Below are 21,266 nucleotides of genomic sequence, written 5' to 3'. Positions count from 1 at the left end.
TGGGGGCGCGACGGTCTGTTCCGCACGTTCCGGACGGGTGTGGGACAGGGGCTCTGCCGACGAGGTGGGCCGGATCGCAGGGGGGCGCCGGTCGGCGGGCCGTGCGCGTGGTGGACGCGGCCGAAACGGGGATCGGCCCCTCGGAGGGGCTGAAACGGCGATCGGCCCCTCGGAGGAGGGGCCGATCGGAGGAAGGGCGGGGCAGGGAGCCGGTGCGGCGGCGCTGTCCTGCGGCACGGGAGGCGGCCGGATGCTGCCGCCTCCCGTACCGCCGGGTCGCCCCTACTGCTGGGGCGGCGGGGTCCCGTTTTGCTGGGGCTGCGCCTCCGGCGGGGCGGCCGGGGGCTGGGGCTGTGCCGGTGGCTGCGGCTGGGCCAGGGGGTAGGACTGGTCCGGCGCCCCGCCCGGTGCCGGGGGCTGCGGGTGGGCGGCGTGTGGCGGGACCGGCGGCTGCCCGGGCTGCCCCGGGTGCCCGTGGGGAGGCTGGGCCTGCGGATGGCCCGGCGCTGCCGGGTGGGCGTACGGCGGTGCCTGCGGGTGCGGCTGGGCGGGGGGCCCTCCGTACGGCTGCTGCGGGTACGGGCCCGGGCCCTGGGGCTGGCCGGGGCCCTGGGGCTGGCCGGGCATGTGGTGTCCGCCGGCGGGCGGCTGCTGCGGGCCGGGAACCTGCGGTCCGCCCGGGTACGGCATGCCCGGCACGCCCTGCCCGGGGGTGCCCTGCCCCGGCACGGGCTGCCCCGGCACAGGTTGTCCCGGCACGGGCTGCCCCGGCACGGGCTGGCCCGGGAGCGGCGGGGCGGCGACCGGGGGCGGGTTGCCGTCGGAGGTCCACAGGCCGTGCGCCTGCTGGTGCCGGACGAAGTCCTCGGCCACCAGGGCCGCCAGGTTGAAGTACGCCTCCCGCACCTTCGGCCGCATCATGTCCAGGTCGACCTCCGCACCGGCGGCCAGGTGCTCGTCGAACGGCACGACCACCACCCCGCGGCAGCGCGTCCTGAAGTGGGACACGATGTCGTCGACCTTGATCATCTTCCCGGTCTCGCGGACCCCGGAGATGACCGTCAGGGACCGGGAGACCAGCTCCGCGTACCCGTGGGCCGACAGCCAGTCCAGCGTCGTACTGGCGCTGGACGCCCCGTCCACCGACGGCGTGGAGATGATGATGAGCTGGTCGGCGAGGTCGAGCACCCCGCGCATCGCGCTGTACAGCAGACCCGTGCCGGAGTCGGTGAGGATGATCGGGTACTGCCGGCCCAGCACGTCGATCGCGCGCCGGTAGTCCTCGTCGTTGAACGTCGTGGACACCGCGGGATCCACGTCGTTGGCGATGATCTCCAGGCCGGAGGACGCCTGGGAGGTGAACCTCCGGATGTCCATGTACGAGTTGAGGTACGGGATCGCCTGGACCAGGTCGCGGATCGTCGCCCCGGTCTCCCGCCGCACGCGGCGGCCGAGCGTGCCCGCGTCCGGGTTGGCGTCGATGGCGAGGATCTTGTCCTGCCGCTCGCTGGCGAGGGTGGAGCCGAGCGCGGTCGTCGTGGTCGTCTTGCCGACGCCGCCCTTCAGGCTGATGACGGCGATGCGGTAGCAGGAGAGCACCGGCGTGCGGATCAGCTCCAGTTTGCGCTGCCGCTCCGCCTCCTCCTTCTTGCCGCCCAGCTTGAAGCGCGAGCCGCCGGTCGCGGGGCGGGTGCTCTTCGCCTTCTGCCTCTTGCTGTTGAGCAGGCGGTCCGAGGACAGCTCCACGGCCGCGGTGTAACCGAGCGGTGCCGCACCGGGGTTGGTCGGCTGCCGCTGGTCGTGCTGCACGGGCTGCGGCCAGGCGGCCCCGACCCGGGGGTCGACCGGCGGCTGCCCCGGGTGCCCCGGCTGGTCCGGCTGAAGTGCCTGCGGCGGAACGCCCGGGTGCTGCGACTGCCCGTGGGCCCCGGGCCCTCCCGGTCCCTGCTGCGCGGGCTGGGCGGGCTGCGCCGGGGGCTGCTGCGGGAAGCCGTAACCGCCCGGCTGGGCCGGGGGAGTGGGCGCCGGACCCGCCTGAGGCTGGGTGTGCGGGAAGCCGTAGCCCGCGGGTGTGCCGGGGCCGGGGGCAGCGGCCTGCGGGAACCCGTACCCCGGCTGCGGGGCGGCCTGGTCGGGTCGCCCGGTCTGGTCGGGCCCCTGCTGCGGCGGCACCGGCGCGGCCGGCGTCTGCCAGGCGGCCGGGGCGGACTGCGGGGCCTGCGGCTGGAACGCGGGCGGCTGCTGGGCGGCAACACCCGGCTGCGGCGCGGGCGGAGCCGGGGTGGTGCCCTCCGGCTGGGGCGCCGGTGCCGGGGACACCGGTGCCTCCTGCCCCGGTGTCTCCGGGGCCGGGGGCTGCGGTGCCCCGTGGGGCTGGGCCGGCCACTGGCTCGCGGGTGCGGGCGCCGCGGGGTAGGCGGGGGGCAGCGGTGGGACGTTCTGCGAGGGCGGGGGAGGAGCCCACGCGGGCGGAGCCATGTCGGCGGTGGCCGGAGCGGCGTCCTGCGGCGCGTGGGCACCGTGCGCCTCGGCGGGCGGGGCCGCGGGCGGGGCGGTCGCGCCGTCGGGTGCCACCGCTTCGCCCGCCGGCGGCGTGGAGCCGTCGGTGGACTCCGCCTCCGCGCGGGAGCCGTCCGTCCCCTCGGTCCTGTACCGGGTGTCCGCTGCCACCTCTCCGGTGTCGGCGGACGCCGGTCGAGCGTCCTCGCCCTCCTGCTGCCCGGCCCTGGTCCCGGCATCCGAGTCCGGGCCGACGGGGGGTCGCACACCGGCTGCCGCTGCGGCTGCCGGTGCTGACGGCACCGCACCGTCCTCGTCCTCGTCCACGTCCGCGTCCGCGTTCTCGTCCGCGGGGACGCCGTCACCCTGGCCCTCGGCGCCGGCAGTGGTGTCTCCACCCTGGCCTTCGGTACCGGCAGCGGTGTCGCCGGAGTCCGGACCGGATCCGGTGTCGCGGCCGGCCTCGGCGCCGGAGGCGTCGTCGGCCGTGGTGCTCCGGGCGCCGCCGTCATCCTCCGGCGCGCCGCCGGACACGGTGGTCCCGTCGCTGTGCTGTTCGCCGGGCGCGGCGGTCCCGTCGCCGTGCTGCCCGCCGGTGGGCCCGCCCGTGACCGGCTGTCCCGCCGACGGCCCGGCGGCCTCCGAACCGGCTGCCGAACCGGCCGTCGCTCCAGTTGTCGCTCCGGCCGTCGATGCGGGACCCGTGCCGCCCTCCTCGGGGCGTGCCGCCCCCTGGGACCGGGCCTCCGCCTCCGCGGCGGCGTCACGCCGTGCGAACTCCTGCTTCAGGGCGGCGGCGGAGAAGCGCATCGTGGCGCCGCTCTCCAGGTCACCGTTGCCGGAGTCCGGCGTGTAGCCGTCGCTGCCGACCGGGGCGGGCGGTACCCCGGCTTGGGCGGCCGGGCCGGTCACCCGGCCCGCGTCGTCCGCCGTCCCCTCGTCCCGCGCGCGGGGCGGTTCGGGCTGCTGGGGCTCGAAGCCGCTGCCCGCCGGCAGCCTGGGCACCGCGCCGGAACCCGTCGGGGGTGGGCCCGCCGCACCGCCACCGGAGGCGTTCTGCGTGTACCAGGCCGGTGGTGCGTAGTCGATGGTGAACTCGCCCGTCGCCTCGACGGACTCCGCGTCGGGCTGGTCATCGCCGGGTGTCGCCCAGCCCCCGCGGTTCCCGTCCCGATCGCTGTTCACAGTTCCTCCTGGTGTGGTGGCGCACCCTCAGGCCGTGCCGGGGGCGCCCCTGCTCGTCGTCCGAAGTCTTCCGGGGGCTGTCCGAGGCCGCTGCGGAGTCGTCCGTCGCACGGTGCCGCCCCCGACCGGACCCAGCCTAATCACCACCACCGGCACCCCGGCAGGCCCCGTCGACCCCTCGGTACGCTTCCGCGCCCCGGCGGCCGGCGGCCTTCAGTCCATCCGCCGGGGCGTACCCAGCAACCCGATCTCCGCGTCCGTCGGTTGGGTCATCACGTACTGCCGGTCGCGGTCGGCGCACCACAGGGTGACACCGTCGGGCAGCGTCGGCAGGGCGTCGATGTCCGCCCGGGGCAGCCCCATGGTGCGCCCCAGCTCGGCCGACTCGTCCGGCGAGATGCGCTGCACCCCCACCAGCCGTGCCTGACGCAGCAACCGGGGCGCGACGGGGCTGAGATAGGGCAGCAGCGTCAGGACCGACTGCCAGCGCCCGGACACCACCCGGCCGCGCGGCGGACGCATTCCGCAGTCCCGCACGACCAGGACCGGCGTACCGGCCGAGGCGCCCTGCGGCGGCACCCGCCCGACGTCGTACACCGCGAGGCCGTTCTGCCCGCCGCCCATGGCGTGCACCATCTGCGTCCACGCCTGCGGACGCCCGGTCTCCACGGCGACCCGGGCGCCGGTCGCGGCGGCCCGCAGCGCCAGCACCTGGACCGTCCACAGGCTGCCGATCAGCACGATGTCGTACGGGGTGGGCCGGTTGAGCCCCAGCACCGCCGGCTGACCCTCGGCGTCCACCCCGATGACGACCCCGTCGTCCCCGATCGGCAGCGCCAGGGTGTCCAGGTCGTCGGCCGTCAGGGTGTGCCGGCCGTGGCGCGGGCCGAGCAGCCCGAAACCGGTGCGCAGCAGTTCCGCCGCGCGGGACGCCGTGGTGTCCGGCGTGCCCGGAGCCGGTGTCACCGGGCCTGCGCCGGGCGCGGGCGCGGGGACGCCGGGGCCGGCGCCGGGTCCTGTCGTCATGGCCGTCACCGCACACCTCCCAGGGGCAACGTGGCCAGTACGCCGGGCAGTTGCTCACGGTCCAGGCGCATGAGGGCCGCACCGGCCTCCCGCGCGGCACCCTCCAACGCCCGCCGCGCCTCGGTCAGCTCCTCCGCGCTGCGACCGGTCACCCGCAGGTGCCCGGTCAACGACAGCTCCCGCCGGCCCTCCGCCGCCAGGGTGAGACTGACGGTGGTGGCGAGTGCCGGAACCGCCGTGACCCGGGCGACGAACTGGGGGAGCGGGACGCCGCCCTCGCCGCCGAGCGCGGGCCATCTGCGCACCCAGTACGTGGTGTGTCTGCGGTTGTCGCAGCGCCAGCTGCGGCCCGACTCCTCGGTGCGCCGCTCCTGCCGGGAGGCCCGCCCCGCCTCCGCCGTCACCAGCGGGTTGGCGCAGGCCGACGTCGCGATGGCCGAGGTCAGTTCCTCCTCGTCGAGCACCGTGGCCCGGAACCCGGCACCGGTCAGCCGGCTGGCCAGGTGGTCGGCGACCCGCACCGCGCACTTCTGCGCGCCCACCAGCCCGCCGCCCCGGGCCGCCACGGCCTCCGGACACAGCTCGGGGTCCACCTTCAACGCGATCCAGGTGATGCGCACCGCGGGAGCGCCGGTCTGCTCCTGCAACGGCGCGTAGTTGCTGACCGCCACCGACTGACGGGGCAGGTGCAGCGCGGGGGCGGGCTGCGTGTGCAGCACGATCTGCGCCGACTCCAGGCGGATCCCGTCCACGTCGAGCGCGTCCCGCACCAGTGCCAGTGGCAGGGGCCGCCGGGAGCGCTCAGCCCGCAGGGCCGTCGCGTCCGCCTCCACCTGCACCACGGCCGTCACGAACGTGCCGTCCCCGACCAGGCCGACGGGACGCCGCTCCCGCCCGCCGAACGCGTACGTGCGCAGGCTCGGATCGCACTCCACCGCCGGCGCCAGCCCGGCCTCCGTCCCCGCCGGGATCTCCAGCTTCGCCGCGCGCTTCCGCCGGGAACGCAGCGCCCGTACCGTGGCGATCCACTCGGGCAGCGAACGGCCGCGGCGCCGCACGAAGGCGAGCAGCACCAGCAGCACCGCGACGACGGCGGCGGGCACCAGGAACAGCGGCCCGAACAACCAGCCCGCCAGGAGCACCGCGGCGGCCAGCTCCACCAGGACGATCCGTTGCAACCGGAACGAACCCGGGCGTCCCGCACGCACCTTGAGCTGGAGACCTCCGCGCGGGGACGGCTGCCCCGCGGCCCCGGCGTCGGGTGCGGCGGCACCGCGCGTCCGGGTCCGGCCACGCCCCGGGGGCCGCCTTCCGGAAGCCATCACTGCATTCCCCCAATTTGTTCACAACACGCAGGAAATCCCGCGTCCCACCAGGCCCTGCGGGGCCCAGGCACCCTACCCGCTCCGCAAGTTGCTCCCCACACCAGGCATAGTAGGGGCCCGGTCCGACACCGGCGGGCGGACGACGGCGATCCCCGCCCCCGGAACGGGTGCGGGCGGGACACGTGCGGAACACGGGGAGAGACACGCACCAATGGCATCTCGGCGGGATCAGCTCAACGCCTACACCTTCGCGAAGCGCCGCTTGCTCGCGGCGTTCGTCCAGTCGTTCCCGCAAGGATCGGAGGAGGGAGCGCCCCGCCCGCTGCGCGGTGTCGTGCCCGGCCTCGTCATCGGCGTGATCGTCATGGCCGTGTTCGGCGCCTGGGGCATGCTCAAGCCGACGGCGCCCAAGGGCTGGGACACCCCCAACGAGAAAGTCATCATCGCCAGCGAGTCGACCACCCGGTACGTCGTCCTGAAGACCGGCGACGAGGCCCAGTTGCACCCCGTCCTCAACATGGCGTCCGCCAAGCTGCTCCTGGCCCCCAACAAGGGCGACGTCGTCACCGTCAGCGAGTCGCTCCTCGACAGCGGCAAGATCCCGCACGGCGCCACCATCGGCATCCCCTACGCCCCCGACCGCCTGCCCTCCGCGAAGGAAGCGGCCGCGGCCAAGCGGTGGGCGGTCTGCGAACGCCCCAGCGCGGGCGGCCAGTCGATCCAGAAGGCGGCCCTCGTCCTCGCCGACCGCGAACGGTCCCTGACCGAGGGCAAGCAGAAGCTGAAGGGCGGCCAATTGCTCTACGTCGTCGACCCCGACGGCCACCGCCACATCGTGGACGCGGGCGGCACCGCCTATCGCGTCGACGAACTGGACAGCGGCGACGACCTGGAGCTGCTGCTGCGCACGATCGTCGGCTCCGGCAGCGAACCGCAGCGGGTCTCCCGCGAGTGGCTGGCCACCCTGCACCGGGGCGACCCGGTCACCTTCCCCGAACTCGACGCCACGCCCGGCACCCCCGCCGACGCCCCCGGCCGGCTCGACCCGTCGGCCAACAAGGTCGGCACCGTGCTCAAGGCCCCCGACAACAACAAGGTGCAGCACTACGTCGTCCTCCCCGGCCGGGTCGCCCCCGTCTCCGCCTTCGTCGCCAAACTCCTGCTGTTCAGCGAGGATTTGACCTCACTCGGCCAGGCCGGACACGCCCTGGACACCAGCCCCGGCGCGATCGTCCCCGGCAAGCCCTTCGGCCAGGAGCACGACTGGCCCACCGGCACACCCGAGGCGGTCAACGAGGCCTCCGCCGCCAAGGGCAGCCGCAACACCGTCTGCAACGTCCTGCACCACGTCGGGGACAAGGGCGCCACCACGCTCACCACCTGGGCCGGCACCGACTTCCCGGCCGACCTCCCCGCCGGCTCCTCCAGCGCCTACGTCACCCCGGGCTCCGGGCAGCTCTACCGCCAGTTCCAGGGCACCGAGACCAAGGCCGGCCCCGTCTTCCTGGTCACCGACACCGGCCTGCGCTACGTGCTGCAGTCCAACGCGGACAGCGCCACCGACGACGCCGGCATCGGCATGTCCGCCGCGGAGAGGAAGCAGTTGGAGCAGGAGGCCCAGCAGGCGCAGACCCGCCTCGGCTACGCCGACGTCGACCCGACCCCCGTCCCGGCCGCCTGGTCCGCGTTCCTGCCCACCGGACCCCGCCTGTCCACGGCAGCGGCCCGCCAGCCGCAGGGCTCCTGACCCGGGGGACGGCATGCGACGCAACCACCACGCCCTGCTCCGGACAGCGACCGCGGCGGTCCTGCTGGCGGCCCCGGTCGCCCTCGCCCCGCCCGCCACCGCGGACGACTCCTTCTCCGACCAGTGCGAATACCCCAACGCCTCCTACCCCGGCCGCCCCTGGTCCCTCCAGCGCGTCCAACTCGACGCGCTGTGGAGCCAGTCCAAGGGCAAGGGCGTACGGGTCGCCGTCATCGACACCGGCGTCGACATCACCCACCCGCAGCTCAAGGACGCCGTCGACGCCAAGAGCGGCCGCAACTTCCTGCCCAAGGGCCTCAAGGACGACAACGGCGACCCCGTCGACCGCGGCAAGGAGAACGGCACCACCGACACCGTCGGCCACGGCACCAAGGTGGCCGGCATCATCGCCGCCCGCCCGGCCGACAAGACCGGCTTCGTCGGCCTCGCCCCCGAAGCCGTCATCATCCCGATCCAGCAGAACGACGCGGACGGCAACGGCGACACCGCCACCCTGGCCCGGTCGATCCGCCACGCCGTCCAGGCCGAGGCCGACGTCATCAACATCAGCCAGGACACCTCGAACGCCGCCGAACCGGACCCGGACCTGAAGGCCGCCATCGACGAGGCCCTGGAGAACGACATCGTCGTCGTGGCCTCGGCCGGCAACGACGGAGCGGGCGGCAACGTCAAGAAGACCTACCCCGCCTCCTACGAGGGTGTCCTCGCCGTCGCCGCCTCCGACCGCAACAACGAACGCGCCTCCTTCTCCCAGTCCGGCGACTTCGTCGACGTGGCGGCACCCGGCGTCGACATGATCTCCACCGTCCCCAAGGGCGGCCACTGCCTCGACAACGGCACCAGCTTCTCCGCGCCCTACGTCGCGGGCGTCGCCGCGCTGATCAAGGCGAAGCACCCGAAGTGGACGCAGCGTCAGATCGTGGCCCAGATCGAGCAGTCGGCGGAACGGTCGATCGCCGGCCGCGACCGCCTGGTCGGCTGGGGCGTGGTCGACCCGGTCGCCGCCCTCACCGAGGACGACCGCCCGATCGAGTCCCCACGCCCCCGCGAGGGCCTCGCCCGGGCCGAGGCACCCCGACCGGCAGCCCTCCCGATCGGTGAGACCGCCGACGAACGCAACGCCCGCCTCGCCACCTACGTCGCCGTCGGCACCGCGGTGCTGGTGGCCGGGCTGGGCGGTACGGCGGTGGCCGTCCGGGACGCGCGCAGGCGAAAGCGGGCGGTCACCCCGGAAAACGTCGACAGCACGATGTGAGAAACACCGCTCGATCACCGGGGACCCGACGGCAACCGGCTCCGCATCCGTACCGTCCGGTGAAGAGAGGGTGAGGATACGCCGTTCCGCACGACCGCGACGGCGTATGGCAGTTGGGACTGTCGGTGCGGATCACTAGAGTGGTTCCGTTGCGGTCGTGATCGCTTCGGGGCGCGAACGGAACAACGCCCGAGCGGGTCCGACCGGCCACGGCACGGGGACAACGGGGCAGCAGTACCCACGGGGAGGAAGAAGCATGGGGCTTCCAGAGGAGGACAGGGTCGGAGCGCCGGGCAGTGCGTCCGGATCGGCGGACCTGCGCCGCGGCGTGATGGCGCTGTCGAAGTTCAAGGAGAAGGTGGACGACCTCCTCGAGACCTTCGAGGGGTCACCCGGCGGCCCGGCCAAGGTCTCGGCCCACAGCCTGCCCCAGACCGCCTTCGGCACCGGCGCCTTCCCCGAGGGCCAGCAACTCCACCTGGAGTACGAGCGCGTCCACGAACGGATCACCGCGCTGTCCAAATCTCTGGGCCTGCAACTCGAGGCCATGCGGATCGCGGTGCACGGCGTGGACGTCGACTTCGACAACCTCGAAGAAGAGCAGCGCCGCAAGTTCCACTCGATCCGGACCGAGGTCAACCGGACCAGCGAGGAGATGCGCGACGCGCAGGACAAGCGGGAGAACACGGCCGGCCAGACTGACGGGGGGTACTCATGAGCGGCGACAAGAACAGGCCGGATCCCTACCAGGACGAGCGCGAGGACGCCACGTCCCAGAACGGCGCCCTGGACGCGGTCATGACCATGACCCGCGTCGTCAACCCGTTCAATCCCCTCTCCCCCTTCCCGAACGCCCGGGGCATCCACTTCGCGTCCACCGACTTCGAGGGCTACGACCTCAACGACATGGTGGACATCGTCGAATCGGCCAACCCCGAACTTCTCGAGTCCGCGGGCGAGGCGCTCCTCGCCGCACGTACCGCCATCGAGGAGGCCGCGGACATACTCGACGGTGACCTCAAGAACATCGACTGGAAGGGCGAGGCCCACGACGCCTTCCAGAAGTGGGCCAAGAGCCTCGTCACCACCGCCAAGGGCCTGGCGAACTACGCGGAAACCGTCGGCACCCAGGTCATGGCCGCCGGCTCCGGCCTGGCCTCCGTCCGCAAGTCCATGCCCCCGCGCGACTCCCGGGCCAACCCCAAGACCGTCGACGACATCCCGCCCATCCAGCGGCTCGACACGAACGAGGAGTTCACCGCCGCCCGCAAGGCGGAACAGAACCGCCAGGAAGCCATCAACCAGATGTACCGGCTGGCGTCGTTCTACCGGGTGTCGCAGGGGAAGATGGCCTCGGCGGAGGAGCCGGTGTTCCCGAAGATGCCGGACGTGGGGGTTCCAGAGCCGCTGCCCTACGAGCGCCTGCCCACGCCGCCTGCGTCGGAACAGATGTTGCCCGCTTCCTCCCACGACGCCCGCACCACGGCGCAGAGCGAACGGGGAGCGGAGCCCGGGCGGCAGTCCGTGGACGCGCAGGCATTGCTCAAGGAAGCGACCAAGCCCGATGGGCTGCCGAAACCTGCAGTGGGCACGGAGATCAACACCGTTGGCACCTTGCCCCCTCAGGAAGCGGTGAGGCCGCCGACGGCCGGTGCGCCGCCGATGACCGCTGGTCCCGTCGGCCAACCGGGTCCCGTCCCTCCCATGGCGCCCAGCACGATGCCGCCCGTCCTGCGCGGAACCGCAGGACGCTCCCTGGGTGGCCCTGGCGGGTTGCCCGGGGGCAAGGTTCCTCCCGTGGCGCACGGCCCGGCCGGTGGGCCGGGGCGGAACGGCACGATCGGACGTATGGGGCCGGGTGCCATGGGCACGGGGTCGGGCCCTGTAGCGGGGGGCGCCGGGCCGATGGGCAGGGCCACCGGTCCGCTGGGGCCAGTCGGGCGTGGAGCCATGCCAGGGCAAGCCTCCGGCGCCGGGAGCGGCACCGCAGGACGCGGCATCGTTGGTGGCGTACCGAGAGCTACGACGCCGATGCCAGGTCCCGTAGGCGGTGGCGCTCGCGGGCCGATGGGCCCCATGGGACCACCACTGGCAGGCCGCAGCGGAACCTCCGGCCGACGCGGTGACGGCGTGGTGGGCGGACGCCCTGTCGTCGGGGCACCGCAGTCCGGTGCCGGGACCACCCCGAGGCTGCCACGCGGCAACGTCATCGGCGGTGAAGGTGCAGCCGCCGGCGGCTCGACCGGGCAGAGGCCCGGTCAGCAAGGCGTGATCGGAGCACCCCCGACGACCGCGAACAGGGCACCATCGGGCCGTCGTCCAGCCGGCAGCTCCGAGGGTGTCATCGGAGCGCCAACGGCGACTGGGGCGGCCTCCAGGAAAAGTGGCCGCTCATCTGAGGAGCCCGGAGCGCGACATGGCGCGTCGAAGAGCCGGAACGCCGGCTCGGGCCGTTCACGCCGCGAGGGGCGCCGCGACGACACATCGGCGTCCGGCTGACCGGATGGACAAGGGACAGGCAGAAGCATGGTGTCAAGGGTGAGCCGACTCGCCGGGCGGAACACGTCTGCGGCCTCGCAGCAGAGCCGGAGCAGGGGACGGAGCGTCGCCATCTGCTCGATGGTCGGTGCTGTAGCGCTGCTGTCGACCGGTCTCACGACGGGCGTCGCAGCCGCGGACGTGCAGTCCAAGCAGTGGTATCTGTCGGCGATGAAGGCCGAGGGGATGTGGAAGGTCAGCACCGGTGAGGGCATCAAGGTCGCTGTGATCGACAGCGGCGTCAATCCCGACACTCCCTCTCTCAGAGGTCAGGTCCTCGCTGGTGAAGCGCCGGATTCCGTGAGCCACGGAGCGACTGAGGACTACTCGGGTCACGGCACGAGCATGGCTGAGCTGATCGCCGGCACGGGGGCGGGTGGTGGGCTCAAGGGACTGGCCCCGGGGGCGAAGATCGTTCCCTACCGGATCGACCTGGCCGGCTCGACAGCCAGGAAGCCCGTGCAGAACGCCCCCGAGGTCGCTGAGGTGATCAGGGCCGTTGCTGACAGTGACGCTCGGATCATCAACATGTCGTTCGGCGTCGATGCCGAGAACGACGAGGAAATGGCGGCAGTCAAGTACGCCCATTCCAAGGGGAAGCTGATGATTGCCGCTGCCGGCAACGATGCGATGAAGCACAACCTCATCGACTACCCGGCTGCTTACCCCTACGTCGTAGGCGTTGCCGCCAGCGATGAGTCCGGGAAGGTCGCCAAGTTCTCCGAGCACGGTAACTACATCGACGTGGCTGCTCCGGGGGTGAACATGTCTTACTACTGCGACGCCACCCTCCGCTCCTATTGCGACGGCGATGGAGGCACCAGCGGCGCCGCCGCCCTCACCTCCGCCGCAGCCGCCCTGATCTGGTCCGCGCACCCCGACTGGACCGCCAACCAGGTCCTCGCCAGCCTCATCGACACCGCCGGCCGCGACTGGGCCAAGGACGATCCGAGCATCTACCTCGGCTACGGCCTGATCCGCCCCCGCAGGGTGCTGGAGAAGCCGGACTTCGACCCCGGCCCCCCCGATGTCGACCCGCTGGCCAGGGAGAACGAGAAGGGTGTGCTCGACGAGTCGGGCAAGCCCGTCTCCGCGTCCGGGGCGCCGTCCGCGAAACCCTCGGAAGGGTCAGCGGACGACCAGTCCTCGGTGTCCGCCTCCGCCGAGGAGTCCTCCGACGGCGGCAACACCACCCTCTGGATCACCCTCGGAGGCGTAGCCGCCGCCCTGGCCATCGGCGGCGGAGCCTTCGCCGTGCTGCGTTCACGGCGGAACTCCTGACCCGACCCACCACCTACACCGCGCGGTGAGCCGTACGCACCCCAACCCACCGCACCACCGAACTCACGAAAGGGACCGCCGACATGGCTGACGGCCGCAAGCTCTACGAGGCCCAGGTACAGAAGCTCCAGACGAACGTCATCGACCGGTACGACTCGATCCGTCAGTCGCTCGCCCGCCTCCAGGGCACGATCGACATGATCGAGAAGCACTGGACCGGTCAGGGCGCCATCGCGTTCGACAAGAAGCAGACGGAGATCAACGGCCACATGGCCGCGATCGGCCGGATGCTCGACGACTTCCTCGAGGGCATCGAGCTGAACAAGAAGGACAAGCGGAATCTCGAAAGCCAGATCGAGGCGGACATCGTCAAGATCTCCGTGGACGACCTCGGCGGCAAGACCTCCGCCCTCAGCCAGTACTGACGCGAGCCCACCACCTTCCGGCTCTCAACGAAACGAGGAAATCATGTCCGGAGTCCACTACGACGAACTCGCCGTCAAGTACGGCACGATGGACGCGCTCGCCACCGAGCTGGGCGACCAGGCCAAGAAGCTGGAGGAGGACCTCGAGGCCCTCAAGAAGGCCGTCCTCGACGCGGCGGCGGGCTGGGGCGGCGAGGCGTACGAGGAGTTCACCAAGAAGAGCAAGGAGTGGGACCGCCACGCCCGGGGCATCCACCAGGCTCTGACGAGCATCGCCCAGCGCGTCGGCACCGCCGGCGGTGACTACCGCGGCGGCGACCTGAAGGGCTCCAGCTACTTCATGTAGTGCGAGTCCGAGCAGTCCGTCGGGGCACGCACGCCTCACACGAACGGGGTGGACACGCGCGGGAGGTGTCCACCCTTTCGTGTGCCCGCGTCCGTGTTGGCGGCTGCCCTGCCCGCTCTCTCAGTCCAGTTCCCGCCCTGCATTCCCCCGCGCCGCGGAGGAACTGTTGAGCGTGTCATGACGCAACGAGCGCCGTACCTTGCCGTCCAGACCGAGCGCCCTGCTCCAGACGTCGACCATGTCTGCGCTCTGCCGCTCGAGAAGCGTCCGACTGCCTTCCGCCCCCTTGGTGAGCAGCGCACGCCGCCACGAGACGACGAGGTGGTTCACCGGATCCTCGTCGTAGGACGACGGCTCGGGAATTCGCTTCGTCAGTCCCTGGAAAACCTCTCGTTCCCACTCGGCGGTCCTGCCCCCGCCCAGGTTCTCCCGCACGTCCTTGGCCACCGCGTCCAGCGCACCGAGCGTGTGGGCGGTGCGCGCGGGTGGAGCCGCGAGCTCGGCGCCGGTCGCGTCACGTTCCACTGCCGCAAGCTCTTCCGCAGCGTGCCGAGTAGCTGCCAGCCGGAGGACGACGAACGCCTTGGGCTCCTCGGACACCGCCCGCACAGTGCGCAGCAGTGCAGCGCGCGGAACGGCCATGTGGACGCCCTCTTCGTCCTCCCACGCCGGCTCGGAAGCGGAACTCCGGACGACGTGGTCAGCTCTGCCCATACCGAGCATCACGCCCGTGTCCGAGGCGTAGTCCGCGAGCGATTCCGCGAGCGGCACACGCATTCCCGGATCCAGACGGCCACCGGCCTTCGTCACCTCGTCGTCGACAGCCAGGAGCACATCCTTCATGGCTTGAGCCTGACGAAGCGAATGCTGCCCCGGCAGGGACCCCACGGTCACCTCTCGTAGCACCGACCCGAGCTCGGAGCAGTTCATGCCGGTTGTGCGGGAGTCACCCAACGCTTCTTGGATCCGTTCATCCTGCAACAGATCCTCGCAACCGCCGCTCTCATCGTCGTGGCCGAGGAACAGCCATGCCCCGATCCCGGCTACCGCTGCGCATGCGGTGGCGGTCAGAGTGAGGAGGTAGGAGTGACGGTTGCGGGGCAAGGGCCTTCGGGGCATGAAACTTCCTGGGCTGGAGGGCTGCGGAGCGAGATCGGTTCGTCGTGTCCGTCAGGTACGTCGCAGCGGTGCGCGAACCACGGTCGTGGCCGTTGAGCATGCCGTCGGTGAGAACCTGCGGCTGGGCCTTCCCAGCGGACTGTCCGACTCATCGAGCCAAGGCTTCGCCCGCGGAAGGCACGCTCAACTGCCGCCCGACACAGGTTCGCAACCGAGGTGACCAGCCACCCAGTCCCTCCGCGTCGATTCGAACCGGCCTATCGCCGACCCGGCCGAACCGGCCGCAGGCCCCCCGGCCCCATGACCTGCACCGACCAGCCCGCCGCTACAACTCCTCCTCCGCCACCAACCCCGTCTGCACCAGCGGACGCCCCCGGCGCCGCGAGACGAACACGCCCCGCCCGGCCGGCATCGGGCGCGGGCGGACGCCGCCGAGGACGTCACCCTCCCCGGGGTCGCCGGCCAGGACGACGCCCTGGGCGCCGAGTTCCTTGATGCGCTGCATGAACGCCTCGTAGGACGCACGGCTCGCGCCCGCCGTGGAGCGGGCGATGATGAAGCGCACGCCGACGTCCCGGGCGAACGGGAGCAGTTCGGTCAGGCCGCTCAGCGGGTTGCCGCTGGACGTGGCGACGAGGTCGAAGTCGTCGATGACCACGTACACGGTCGGGCCCTGCCACCAGCTGCGGTCCCGGAGTTGCTGTGCGGTGACGTCCGCGGTCGGGGTGCGCCGCTGCATCAGGTCGGCCAGGGCCGTCATGTGGTGCTCCATGGCGTTGGACATGGGGATGTACTCGGCCAGATGGGTGTCGGGGGTCACGCCGAGCAGGGAACGCCGGTTGTCCACCACGAACAGCTTGCACTCGTTGCCCGGGTAGCGCGTGGTGAGCTGCTTGATCAACAGCTTCAGCAGGTTCGACTTGCCGGACTCGCTCTCGCCGAAGACGAGGAAGAACGGGTCCTGGTCGAAGTCGACGAACACCGGCTCCAGGTTGTCCTCGTCCAGCGCGAACGCCACGCCCCGCCTCGGGAACCGGTCGCCCGGCGGCAGCTGTTCGGCCGGGAACGTACGAGGCAGCAGCCGGACCGCCGGCGCTTCGGAGCCCTGCCAGTGCCGGGACACCTCGGCCGACAGGGCCGCGGTGGCGTCCGCGAGGTCCGTGTCGGAGGTGAGGCCGTCGATGCGCGGCACCGCGGCCATGAAGTGCAGCTTCTGCGGTGACAGACCCCGGCCGGGGACCCCGGCGGGCACGTTCGCGGCGATCTTGCGGTCCAGCTCGGAGTCCATGGTGTCGCCGAGCCGCAGCTCCAGCCGGTTCAGCAGGTTGTCCTTCAGGGCCGACCGCACCTCCATCGAGCGGGAGGCCGACAGGACCAGGTGGACGCCGTAGCCGAGCCCGCGCGTGGCGATGTCGAGGATCACCTGATCGAGTGCCTCGTAGTCGCCGCGGAAGGTGGCCCAGCCGTCGATCACCAGGAAGACGTCGCCCCACGGCTGGTCGGTGACCGAGATGTCGCCACGGGCGCGCCGGGTGCGGAACTCCGCGATCGACGAGATGCCCGACGCGCGGAAGTACTCCTCCCGGCGGTTCAGCACCCCGTAGACCTCCGCCACCGTCCGCCGGACCTTCTCCGGGTCCAGGCGGGAGGCGATGCCGCCGACGTGCGGCAGCCCGGCCACCGCGGCCATGCCGCCACCGCCGAAGTCCAGCCCGTAGAACTGGACTTCCTCGGGGGTGTGGGTCAGGGCGAAGGAACAGATCAGCGAGCGCAGCAGCGTCGACTTGCCGGACTGCGGGCCGCCGAGGATCTGCATGTGGCCCGCCGCGCCCGAGAAGTCCACCCACAGCGGGTCGCGGCGCTGCTCGTACGGCTTGTCGACGAGACCGACCGGGACGAGCAGCCGGCCCGCGCCCTCGTAGCCGGGCTGGGTCAGGCCCCGGCCCGCCACGGCCGTCAGACCGGGCAGCAGGCCGTCCAGCGAGGGCGGGCTGTCCAGCGGCGGCAGCCACACCTGGTGCGCGGCCGGGCCCTGGGCCTCCAGCCGCCGGACGACGACGTCCAGCACGGTGTCGGCGAGCGCGTCGTCGACCTCGTCGGGGCCGCCGGATGCGGCGCTCCGCTGCTGCGGTACGGGCGCGTAGTGCACCGGCACCTCCGCGGCCGTGAACAGCACCGGCCGCCGGTCCACCGGCAGCGGTCCGCCCGCGGACGCGTTCTGCTGCGTCCCGGACCGGTAGACGCCCGACACGTAGGCCGCCTTGAAGCGCACCATCTCGTCCGTGCCGAACTTGAGGAAGCCCGAACCCGGCACGTTCGGCAGCTCGTACGCGTCCGGCACGCCCAGTGCCGCCCGCGACTCGGCGGCGGAGAAGGTCCGCAGGCCGATCCGGTACGACAGATATGTCTCCAGGCCGCGCAGCCGGCCCTCCTCCAGGCGCTGCGAGGCCAGTAGCAGGTGCACGCCCAGCGACCGGCCGATGCGGCCGATCTGCACGAACATGTCGATGAAGTCCGGCTTGGCGGTGAGCAGTTCGCTGAACTCGTCGATCACCAGCAGCAGCGACGGGATGGGCTGGAGCGGCGCGCCCGCGGCGCGGGCCTTCTCGTAGTCGTGGATGTTGGCGTAGTTGCCCGCGTCGCGCAGCAGCTCCTGGCGGCGGTTGAGCTCACCGCGGATGGAGTCGCCCATGCGGTCGACGAGGGTCAGGTCGTCCGCGAGGTTGGTGATCACGGCGGCCACGTGCGGCATCTGCGCCATGCCGGCGAAGGTGGCACCGCCCTTGAAGTCGGCGAGGACGAAGTTCAGGGTCTCGGAGGAATGCGTCACGGCGAGCCCCAGCACCAGGGTGCGCAGCAGCTCCGACTTGCCGGAACCCGTCGCGCCGACGCACAGGCCGTGCGGGCCCATGCCCTCCTGCGCGGCCTCCTTGATGTCGAGCATCACCGGGCGGCCGTCCTCACCGACGCCGATCGGCACCCGCAGCCGCTCCGCCTGCGACCGAGGCCGCCAGGTCCGCCGGGTGTCGACGGAGGCGGCGTCGCCCAGGTTGAGCAGGTCGGTGAACTCCAGGTTGGCCAGCAGCGGTTCGTCGTCGTCGCCGCCCTCGGCCATCCGCAGCGGCGCCAGCTGGCGGGCCAGTGCCTCGGCGGACTCGTACGACAGGGCGTCCGGCGTTCCCTCGTAGACGGCGCCGTGTGCCGACTCCAGGTGCAGCGACCGCGGCCGGACCACCACGGACAGGTCGCCGCGGACCCCGGCCGGCTCGCCCTCGGTCACCTCGACCAGCGTGACCCCCTGCAGGCCCTCCGGGCTGAGCAGCATCGAGTCGGGCGGCAGGGACACGCCGTCGAGCACGACGACGATGTGCGGGGTCTCCGGCAGCGGGGCGGCGTTCGGGTGGAAGCGGGGGCGCCCGGTCAGGCGGGAGGAGAGCAGGTCCTCCGTCTCCCGGGGGTCGGCGCCGATCAGACGGCGGGTCCCGGCGCCGTCCGCGACCCCGGACAGCTGCACGTGCGGCAGCCACTTGGCCCACTCCCAGTGCGGCAGCGCCTCCCGCCCGGCCACCACCGCGACGATCAGGTCCTCGGGGGAGTGCAGGGCGGTGAGCGACCCGACCAGGGCCCGCGCGGAGGACCGCACCGACTCCGGCTCACCACCCAGCGTCACGTGGTAGAACGCCCGCAGCGACACGGCCATCGGCAGGTCGTCCAGCGTGCCGTGGACCGCGACGAACCGCTGCATCGAGCCCGCGGCGAGCGGCTCCAGCTGCTCCACCGGGCCCGTCTCGGGGGTGACCAGCTCGGTGGCCAGGGCCTGCGGACCGAGGCCGATGCGGACCTGTCCGAAGTCCTCGTCGCCCGGCCGCCGTTCCCAGACCCGGCTGCCCTCCGCCACCAGGGCCCACAACTGGTCCGGTGAAGGATGCAGGTAGTACTGGGCGTCCCGCTGCCTGCGCGCCGTCTCCTGGACCGTCCGGCGGGTCTGGGAGAGGTAACTCAGGTAGTCCCGGCGCAGATCGGCGAGCTGGCCCTGGGAGCCTCGGCGGAAGCGGATCACCATCGCGATCGACATGGCGATCGTCGACGCGATCATCACCATGCCCATGATCCGCATGAAGGGCTGACCGCTGGTGAAGAAGAACACCACCGAACCGCCCATGCCGAGCGTCGGCAGCAACTGCATCAGCACGCTCTCCCGGTGGTCCCGCGGCAGCTCGGGCGGCGGCTGCACCACGACCTCACCGGACGGCACCTCGGGCGGCAGCGCTCGTGGCGGACGCTTCACGACGATCTGGGTCACTGCTCACCAATTCCCTTGGCGGCCCGCCGGGTTTGTCGTCCACCACCCCGTGTCAGGCGGACGAGGGCCGCCGCGCGATCCTACTGATCCCCTCACGCGCCGGCGGACGGTAGGGTGCCGGATGTTCGCGTCAGCACACGCGAACCCGGCCGGGAATATGGGGCATTCGTGAGATCCGGCGCGGCGGGGAACGCCGTCCCGGGCCGCACGGGCCCGTACCCGGCTGCCGAACTGCCGCCAACAACCCGCTTCACGGCGGACGATGGCGCCGCCGGAAGAAGTCACAAGCCTTTCACCCCATCCACACGGACCCGGGCCCGTGACGCGAGGCGGAGGCCACCGGGCCGCACCGGCTCGGCAACGACGCAGTACCGTGCACGACCGAAGCAGTACGAGCTTCGTGCGGACGCGGACGCAGCACGACACACAGTGACGCAGTACGCGACAGGACGGACGCGTTCCGGACACAGTGCGGACGCGCTCCGGACGCGCTCCGGACGTACTCCGGAGGCAGTGCGGACTTCAGCACGGACTCAGCACGGACTCAGTACGGATCCAGCACGGACTCAATACGGACGCAGCACCGAGGGGGAACAGCAGGTGAGCATGACGGCCTCGACGGCGGCCACCGGCCCGGGCGGACCGGGGCAGGGGACACCTCCCACCCGGGCGGCACAGGGACTCGGCTTCTGCCGGGTCACCATCGTCGCCCCCGACAGCCGCATCGACGTGGCCCTGCCCGACGACGTGCCGGTCGCCGACGTCTACCCCGAGATCCTCCGCCTCTCCCGGCAGACCGCCGAGGAGGGCGCCCCGGTCGGCTACCACCTCGTCCGCCGGGACGGGACCGTCCTCGACAGCTCCCGCTCCTTCGCGGCACAGCGCATTCTCGACGGCGAACTCCTCACCCTGCGCCCGTTCTCCGAGTCACTCCCGCCGGCCGTCTTCGACGACGTCTCCGAAGCGGTCGCCTCCGCCGTGACCCGCGACCGCTCCCTGTGGCGCGACGACCTCACCCGCGCCGCGGGCCTGACCGGCGGCGGGGTGCTGCTCGCCCTGCTCGCCTTCGTCGCCTGGGCCGCCGACCCGCGCCACGACATGCACGGCCTGCCCGGCATCCTCGCGGGTGTCACCGGCGTGCTCCTCGTGGTCCTCGGCTTCGTCCGGGCCCGCGTCTACGACGACCGTGCCGCGGGCATCGCGCTCGGGCTCGGCGCCCTGCCGAACGTCGGCGTGGCGGGTTCCGGCCTGCTCTCGCTGTCCGAGGGGCAGGGCATCGGCAAGCTGCAGTTCCTGCTGGCCTGCGCGGCCGTCCTGGTGGCCTCGGTGGTCCTCACCCTGTGCTCCCCGCGCGGCGACGGCCCCTTCGTCGCCTTCGCGGTCGCCTCCGGCCTCGCCCTCGCCGCCACCTTCGGGGCCCTCCTCGGCGACTGGACCCCGTCCGAGACCGCCGCACTGTGCGCCCCCGTCGCCGTCGGGGCACTGGCCTTCCTGCCGGGCATGTCGATGCGTTTCGCCCGCCTGCCCATCGGCTTCGACGCGCCGGACACCACTTACCGCAGCGCGTACGGCGCCGACCCCGAACCCCAGGAACCGGTCGACGCCGAACGCATCGGCGCCCAGGCCCGGCGCGGCCACGAACTGCTCGTCGGCCTGGTCGGCGGCTGCGCGCTGCTCGCGGCCGGCTCCGCACTGGTGCTCGGCTTCTCGGACGACGTATGGGCCCAACTGCTGGCGCTGGCCACCGGCATCGCGCTGCTGATGCGCGCCCAGCTGTTCCGCTACACCGCGCAGGTCGCCGGTCTGCTGGCCGCCGGCCTCGCGTCGCTGGTGGCGCTCGGCCTCGGGCTGGCCCTCAACCCGCCGCACGCCCTGGTCCGCGACGCGCTCACCGGCGACCGGGCCGACCTGGACCTCCGTACGGTCTGGCTGGTCGCGGCCATCGCCGTGGCGGCCGCGATCATCACCGCGATCGGGCTGATGGCCTCCCGCACCGGACTCACGCCCTTCTGGGGCCGCTTCCTGGAGATCGCCGAGGGCTTCGTCCTGCTCACCTTGGTGCCCCTGACGCTGGCCGTCTTCGAGGTCTACCAGTCGGTGCGGTCGATGACCGGCTGACGGACGGCGGACGGGCAGCTGACGGACGGCCGGCCGACCGGCGACGGGGCGCCCGGTGCCTGCCGCGTCTGGGATTCG

13 protein-coding genes are annotated in these 21,266 nt (G+C 72.6%); 8 read left to right on the top strand and 5 right to left on the bottom strand.

What is annotated here, in order from left to right; all coding sequences use genetic code 11:
• Window positions 1-282: 282 nt before the first annotated feature.
• The 3 genes from AB0F01_RS28920 to eccE form a co-directional block, all read right to left on the bottom strand.
• Window positions 283-3,684, bottom strand: coding sequence for an SCO5717 family growth-regulating ATPase (locus tag AB0F01_RS28920; RefSeq protein WP_362101644.1), 3,402 nt, complete (start codon window positions 3,682-3,684; stop codon window positions 283-285).
• 213 nt (window positions 3,685-3,897) lie between these two features.
• Window positions 3,898-4,719 (bottom strand): hypothetical protein, encoded by an 822-nt coding sequence (locus AB0F01_RS28915; protein ID WP_362101642.1) that lies wholly within the window; start codon window positions 4,717-4,719, stop codon window positions 3,898-3,900.
• The gene (gene eccE / locus AB0F01_RS28910) at window positions 4,716-6,032 is read right to left on the bottom strand and encodes a type VII secretion protein EccE (protein ID WP_362101639.1); all 1,317 of its coding nucleotides are present in this window, start codon (window positions 6,030-6,032) and stop codon (window positions 4,716-4,718) included. The genes AB0F01_RS28915 and eccE overlap by 4 nt, the downstream gene beginning before the upstream one ends.
• Window positions 6,033-6,246: 214 nt before the next feature.
• On the opposite strand from eccE, the gene eccB reads away from it, so the two are divergent.
• The 7 genes from eccB (at window position 6,247) to AB0F01_RS28875 (ending at window position 13,648) form a co-directional block, all read left to right on the top strand.
• Window positions 6,247-7,782: a type VII secretion protein EccB gene (gene eccB, locus AB0F01_RS28905; protein ID WP_362101637.1), complete on the top strand. Its 1,536-nt coding sequence runs from the start codon at window positions 6,247-6,249 to the stop codon at window positions 7,780-7,782.
• Window positions 7,783-7,795: 13 nt separating this feature from the next.
• Window positions 7,796-9,058 carry a type VII secretion-associated serine protease mycosin gene (mycP, locus tag AB0F01_RS28900; protein WP_362101634.1) on the top strand — a complete coding sequence of 421 codons (1,263 nt, stop codon included), beginning with the start codon at window positions 7,796-7,798 and terminating at the stop codon, window positions 9,056-9,058.
• Between the two features lie 256 nt (window positions 9,059-9,314).
• Entirely contained in the window at window positions 9,315-9,776 is a 462-nt protein-coding gene (locus tag AB0F01_RS28895; RefSeq protein WP_362101632.1) for a hypothetical protein, read from the top strand.
• Window positions 9,773-11,557, top strand: a complete 1,785-nt coding sequence (locus AB0F01_RS28890; protein WP_362101629.1) for a hypothetical protein — start codon at window positions 9,773-9,775, stop codon at window positions 11,555-11,557. Before AB0F01_RS28895 ends, AB0F01_RS28890 begins: the two co-directional genes overlap by 4 nt.
• A gap of 39 nt (window positions 11,558-11,596) precedes the next feature.
• Window positions 11,597-12,877: a S8 family serine peptidase gene (locus tag AB0F01_RS28885; RefSeq protein ID WP_362101626.1), complete on the top strand. Its 1,281-nt coding sequence runs from the start codon at window positions 11,597-11,599 to the stop codon at window positions 12,875-12,877.
• A gap of 83 nt (window positions 12,878-12,960) precedes the next feature.
• Complete coding sequence (locus tag AB0F01_RS28880) at window positions 12,961-13,302, top strand: WXG100 family type VII secretion target (protein ID WP_362101623.1); 342 nt, start codon at window positions 12,961-12,963, stop codon at window positions 13,300-13,302.
• 43 nt (window positions 13,303-13,345) lie between these two features.
• Window positions 13,346-13,648 (top strand): WXG100 family type VII secretion target, encoded by a 303-nt coding sequence (locus AB0F01_RS28875; RefSeq protein ID WP_362101621.1) that lies wholly within the window; start codon window positions 13,346-13,348, stop codon window positions 13,646-13,648.
• A gap of 120 nt (window positions 13,649-13,768) precedes the next feature.
• On the opposite strand, the gene AB0F01_RS28870 is transcribed toward AB0F01_RS28875, so the two are convergent.
• Window positions 13,769-14,767 (bottom strand): hypothetical protein, encoded by a 999-nt coding sequence (locus AB0F01_RS28870; RefSeq protein ID WP_362101618.1) that lies wholly within the window; start codon window positions 14,765-14,767, stop codon window positions 13,769-13,771.
• A 325-nt stretch (window positions 14,768-15,092) separates the two neighbouring features.
• The gene (eccCa, locus tag AB0F01_RS28865) at window positions 15,093-19,070 is read right to left on the bottom strand and encodes a type VII secretion protein EccCa (protein ID WP_362101615.1); all 3,978 of its coding nucleotides are present in this window, start codon (window positions 19,068-19,070) and stop codon (window positions 15,093-15,095) included.
• Between the two features lie 600 nt (window positions 19,071-19,670).
• On the opposite strand from eccCa, the gene eccD reads away from it, so the two are divergent.
• Complete coding sequence (gene eccD / locus AB0F01_RS28860; protein ID WP_362101612.1) at window positions 19,671-21,188, top strand: type VII secretion integral membrane protein EccD; 1,518 nt, start codon at window positions 19,671-19,673, stop codon at window positions 21,186-21,188.
• Window positions 21,189-21,266: the final 78 nt, after the last annotated feature.

Origin of the sequence: Streptomyces sp. NPDC029526 (assembly GCF_040637405.1) — a bacterium.
GTDB lineage: Bacteria > Actinomycetota > Actinomycetes > Streptomycetales > Streptomycetaceae > Streptomyces.
This window is presented reverse-complemented; position numbering and strand designations above follow the sequence as displayed.

What these genes read in the sequence shown, in the direction of transcription:
- eccE (WP_362101639.1), bottom strand. Translation starts at nt 6,032, where the DNA reads ATGGCTTCCGGAAGGCGGCCCCCGGGGCGTGGCCGGACCCGGACGCGC.
- eccB (WP_362101637.1), top strand. Translation starts at nt 6,247, where the DNA reads ATGGCATCTCGGCGGGATCAGCTCAACGCCTACACCTTCGCGAAGCGC.
- mycP (WP_362101634.1), top strand. Translation starts at nt 7,796, where the DNA reads ATGCGACGCAACCACCACGCCCTGCTCCGGACAGCGACCGCGGCGGTC.
- AB0F01_RS28895 (WP_362101632.1), top strand. Translation starts at nt 9,315, where the DNA reads ATGGGGCTTCCAGAGGAGGACAGGGTCGGAGCGCCGGGCAGTGCGTCC.
- AB0F01_RS28890 (WP_362101629.1), top strand. Translation starts at nt 9,773, where the DNA reads ATGAGCGGCGACAAGAACAGGCCGGATCCCTACCAGGACGAGCGCGAG.
- AB0F01_RS28880 (WP_362101623.1), top strand. Translation starts at nt 12,961, where the DNA reads ATGGCTGACGGCCGCAAGCTCTACGAGGCCCAGGTACAGAAGCTCCAG.
- AB0F01_RS28875 (WP_362101621.1), top strand. Translation starts at nt 13,346, where the DNA reads ATGTCCGGAGTCCACTACGACGAACTCGCCGTCAAGTACGGCACGATG.
- AB0F01_RS28870 (WP_362101618.1), bottom strand. Translation starts at nt 14,767, where the DNA reads ATGCCCCGAAGGCCCTTGCCCCGCAACCGTCACTCCTACCTCCTCACT.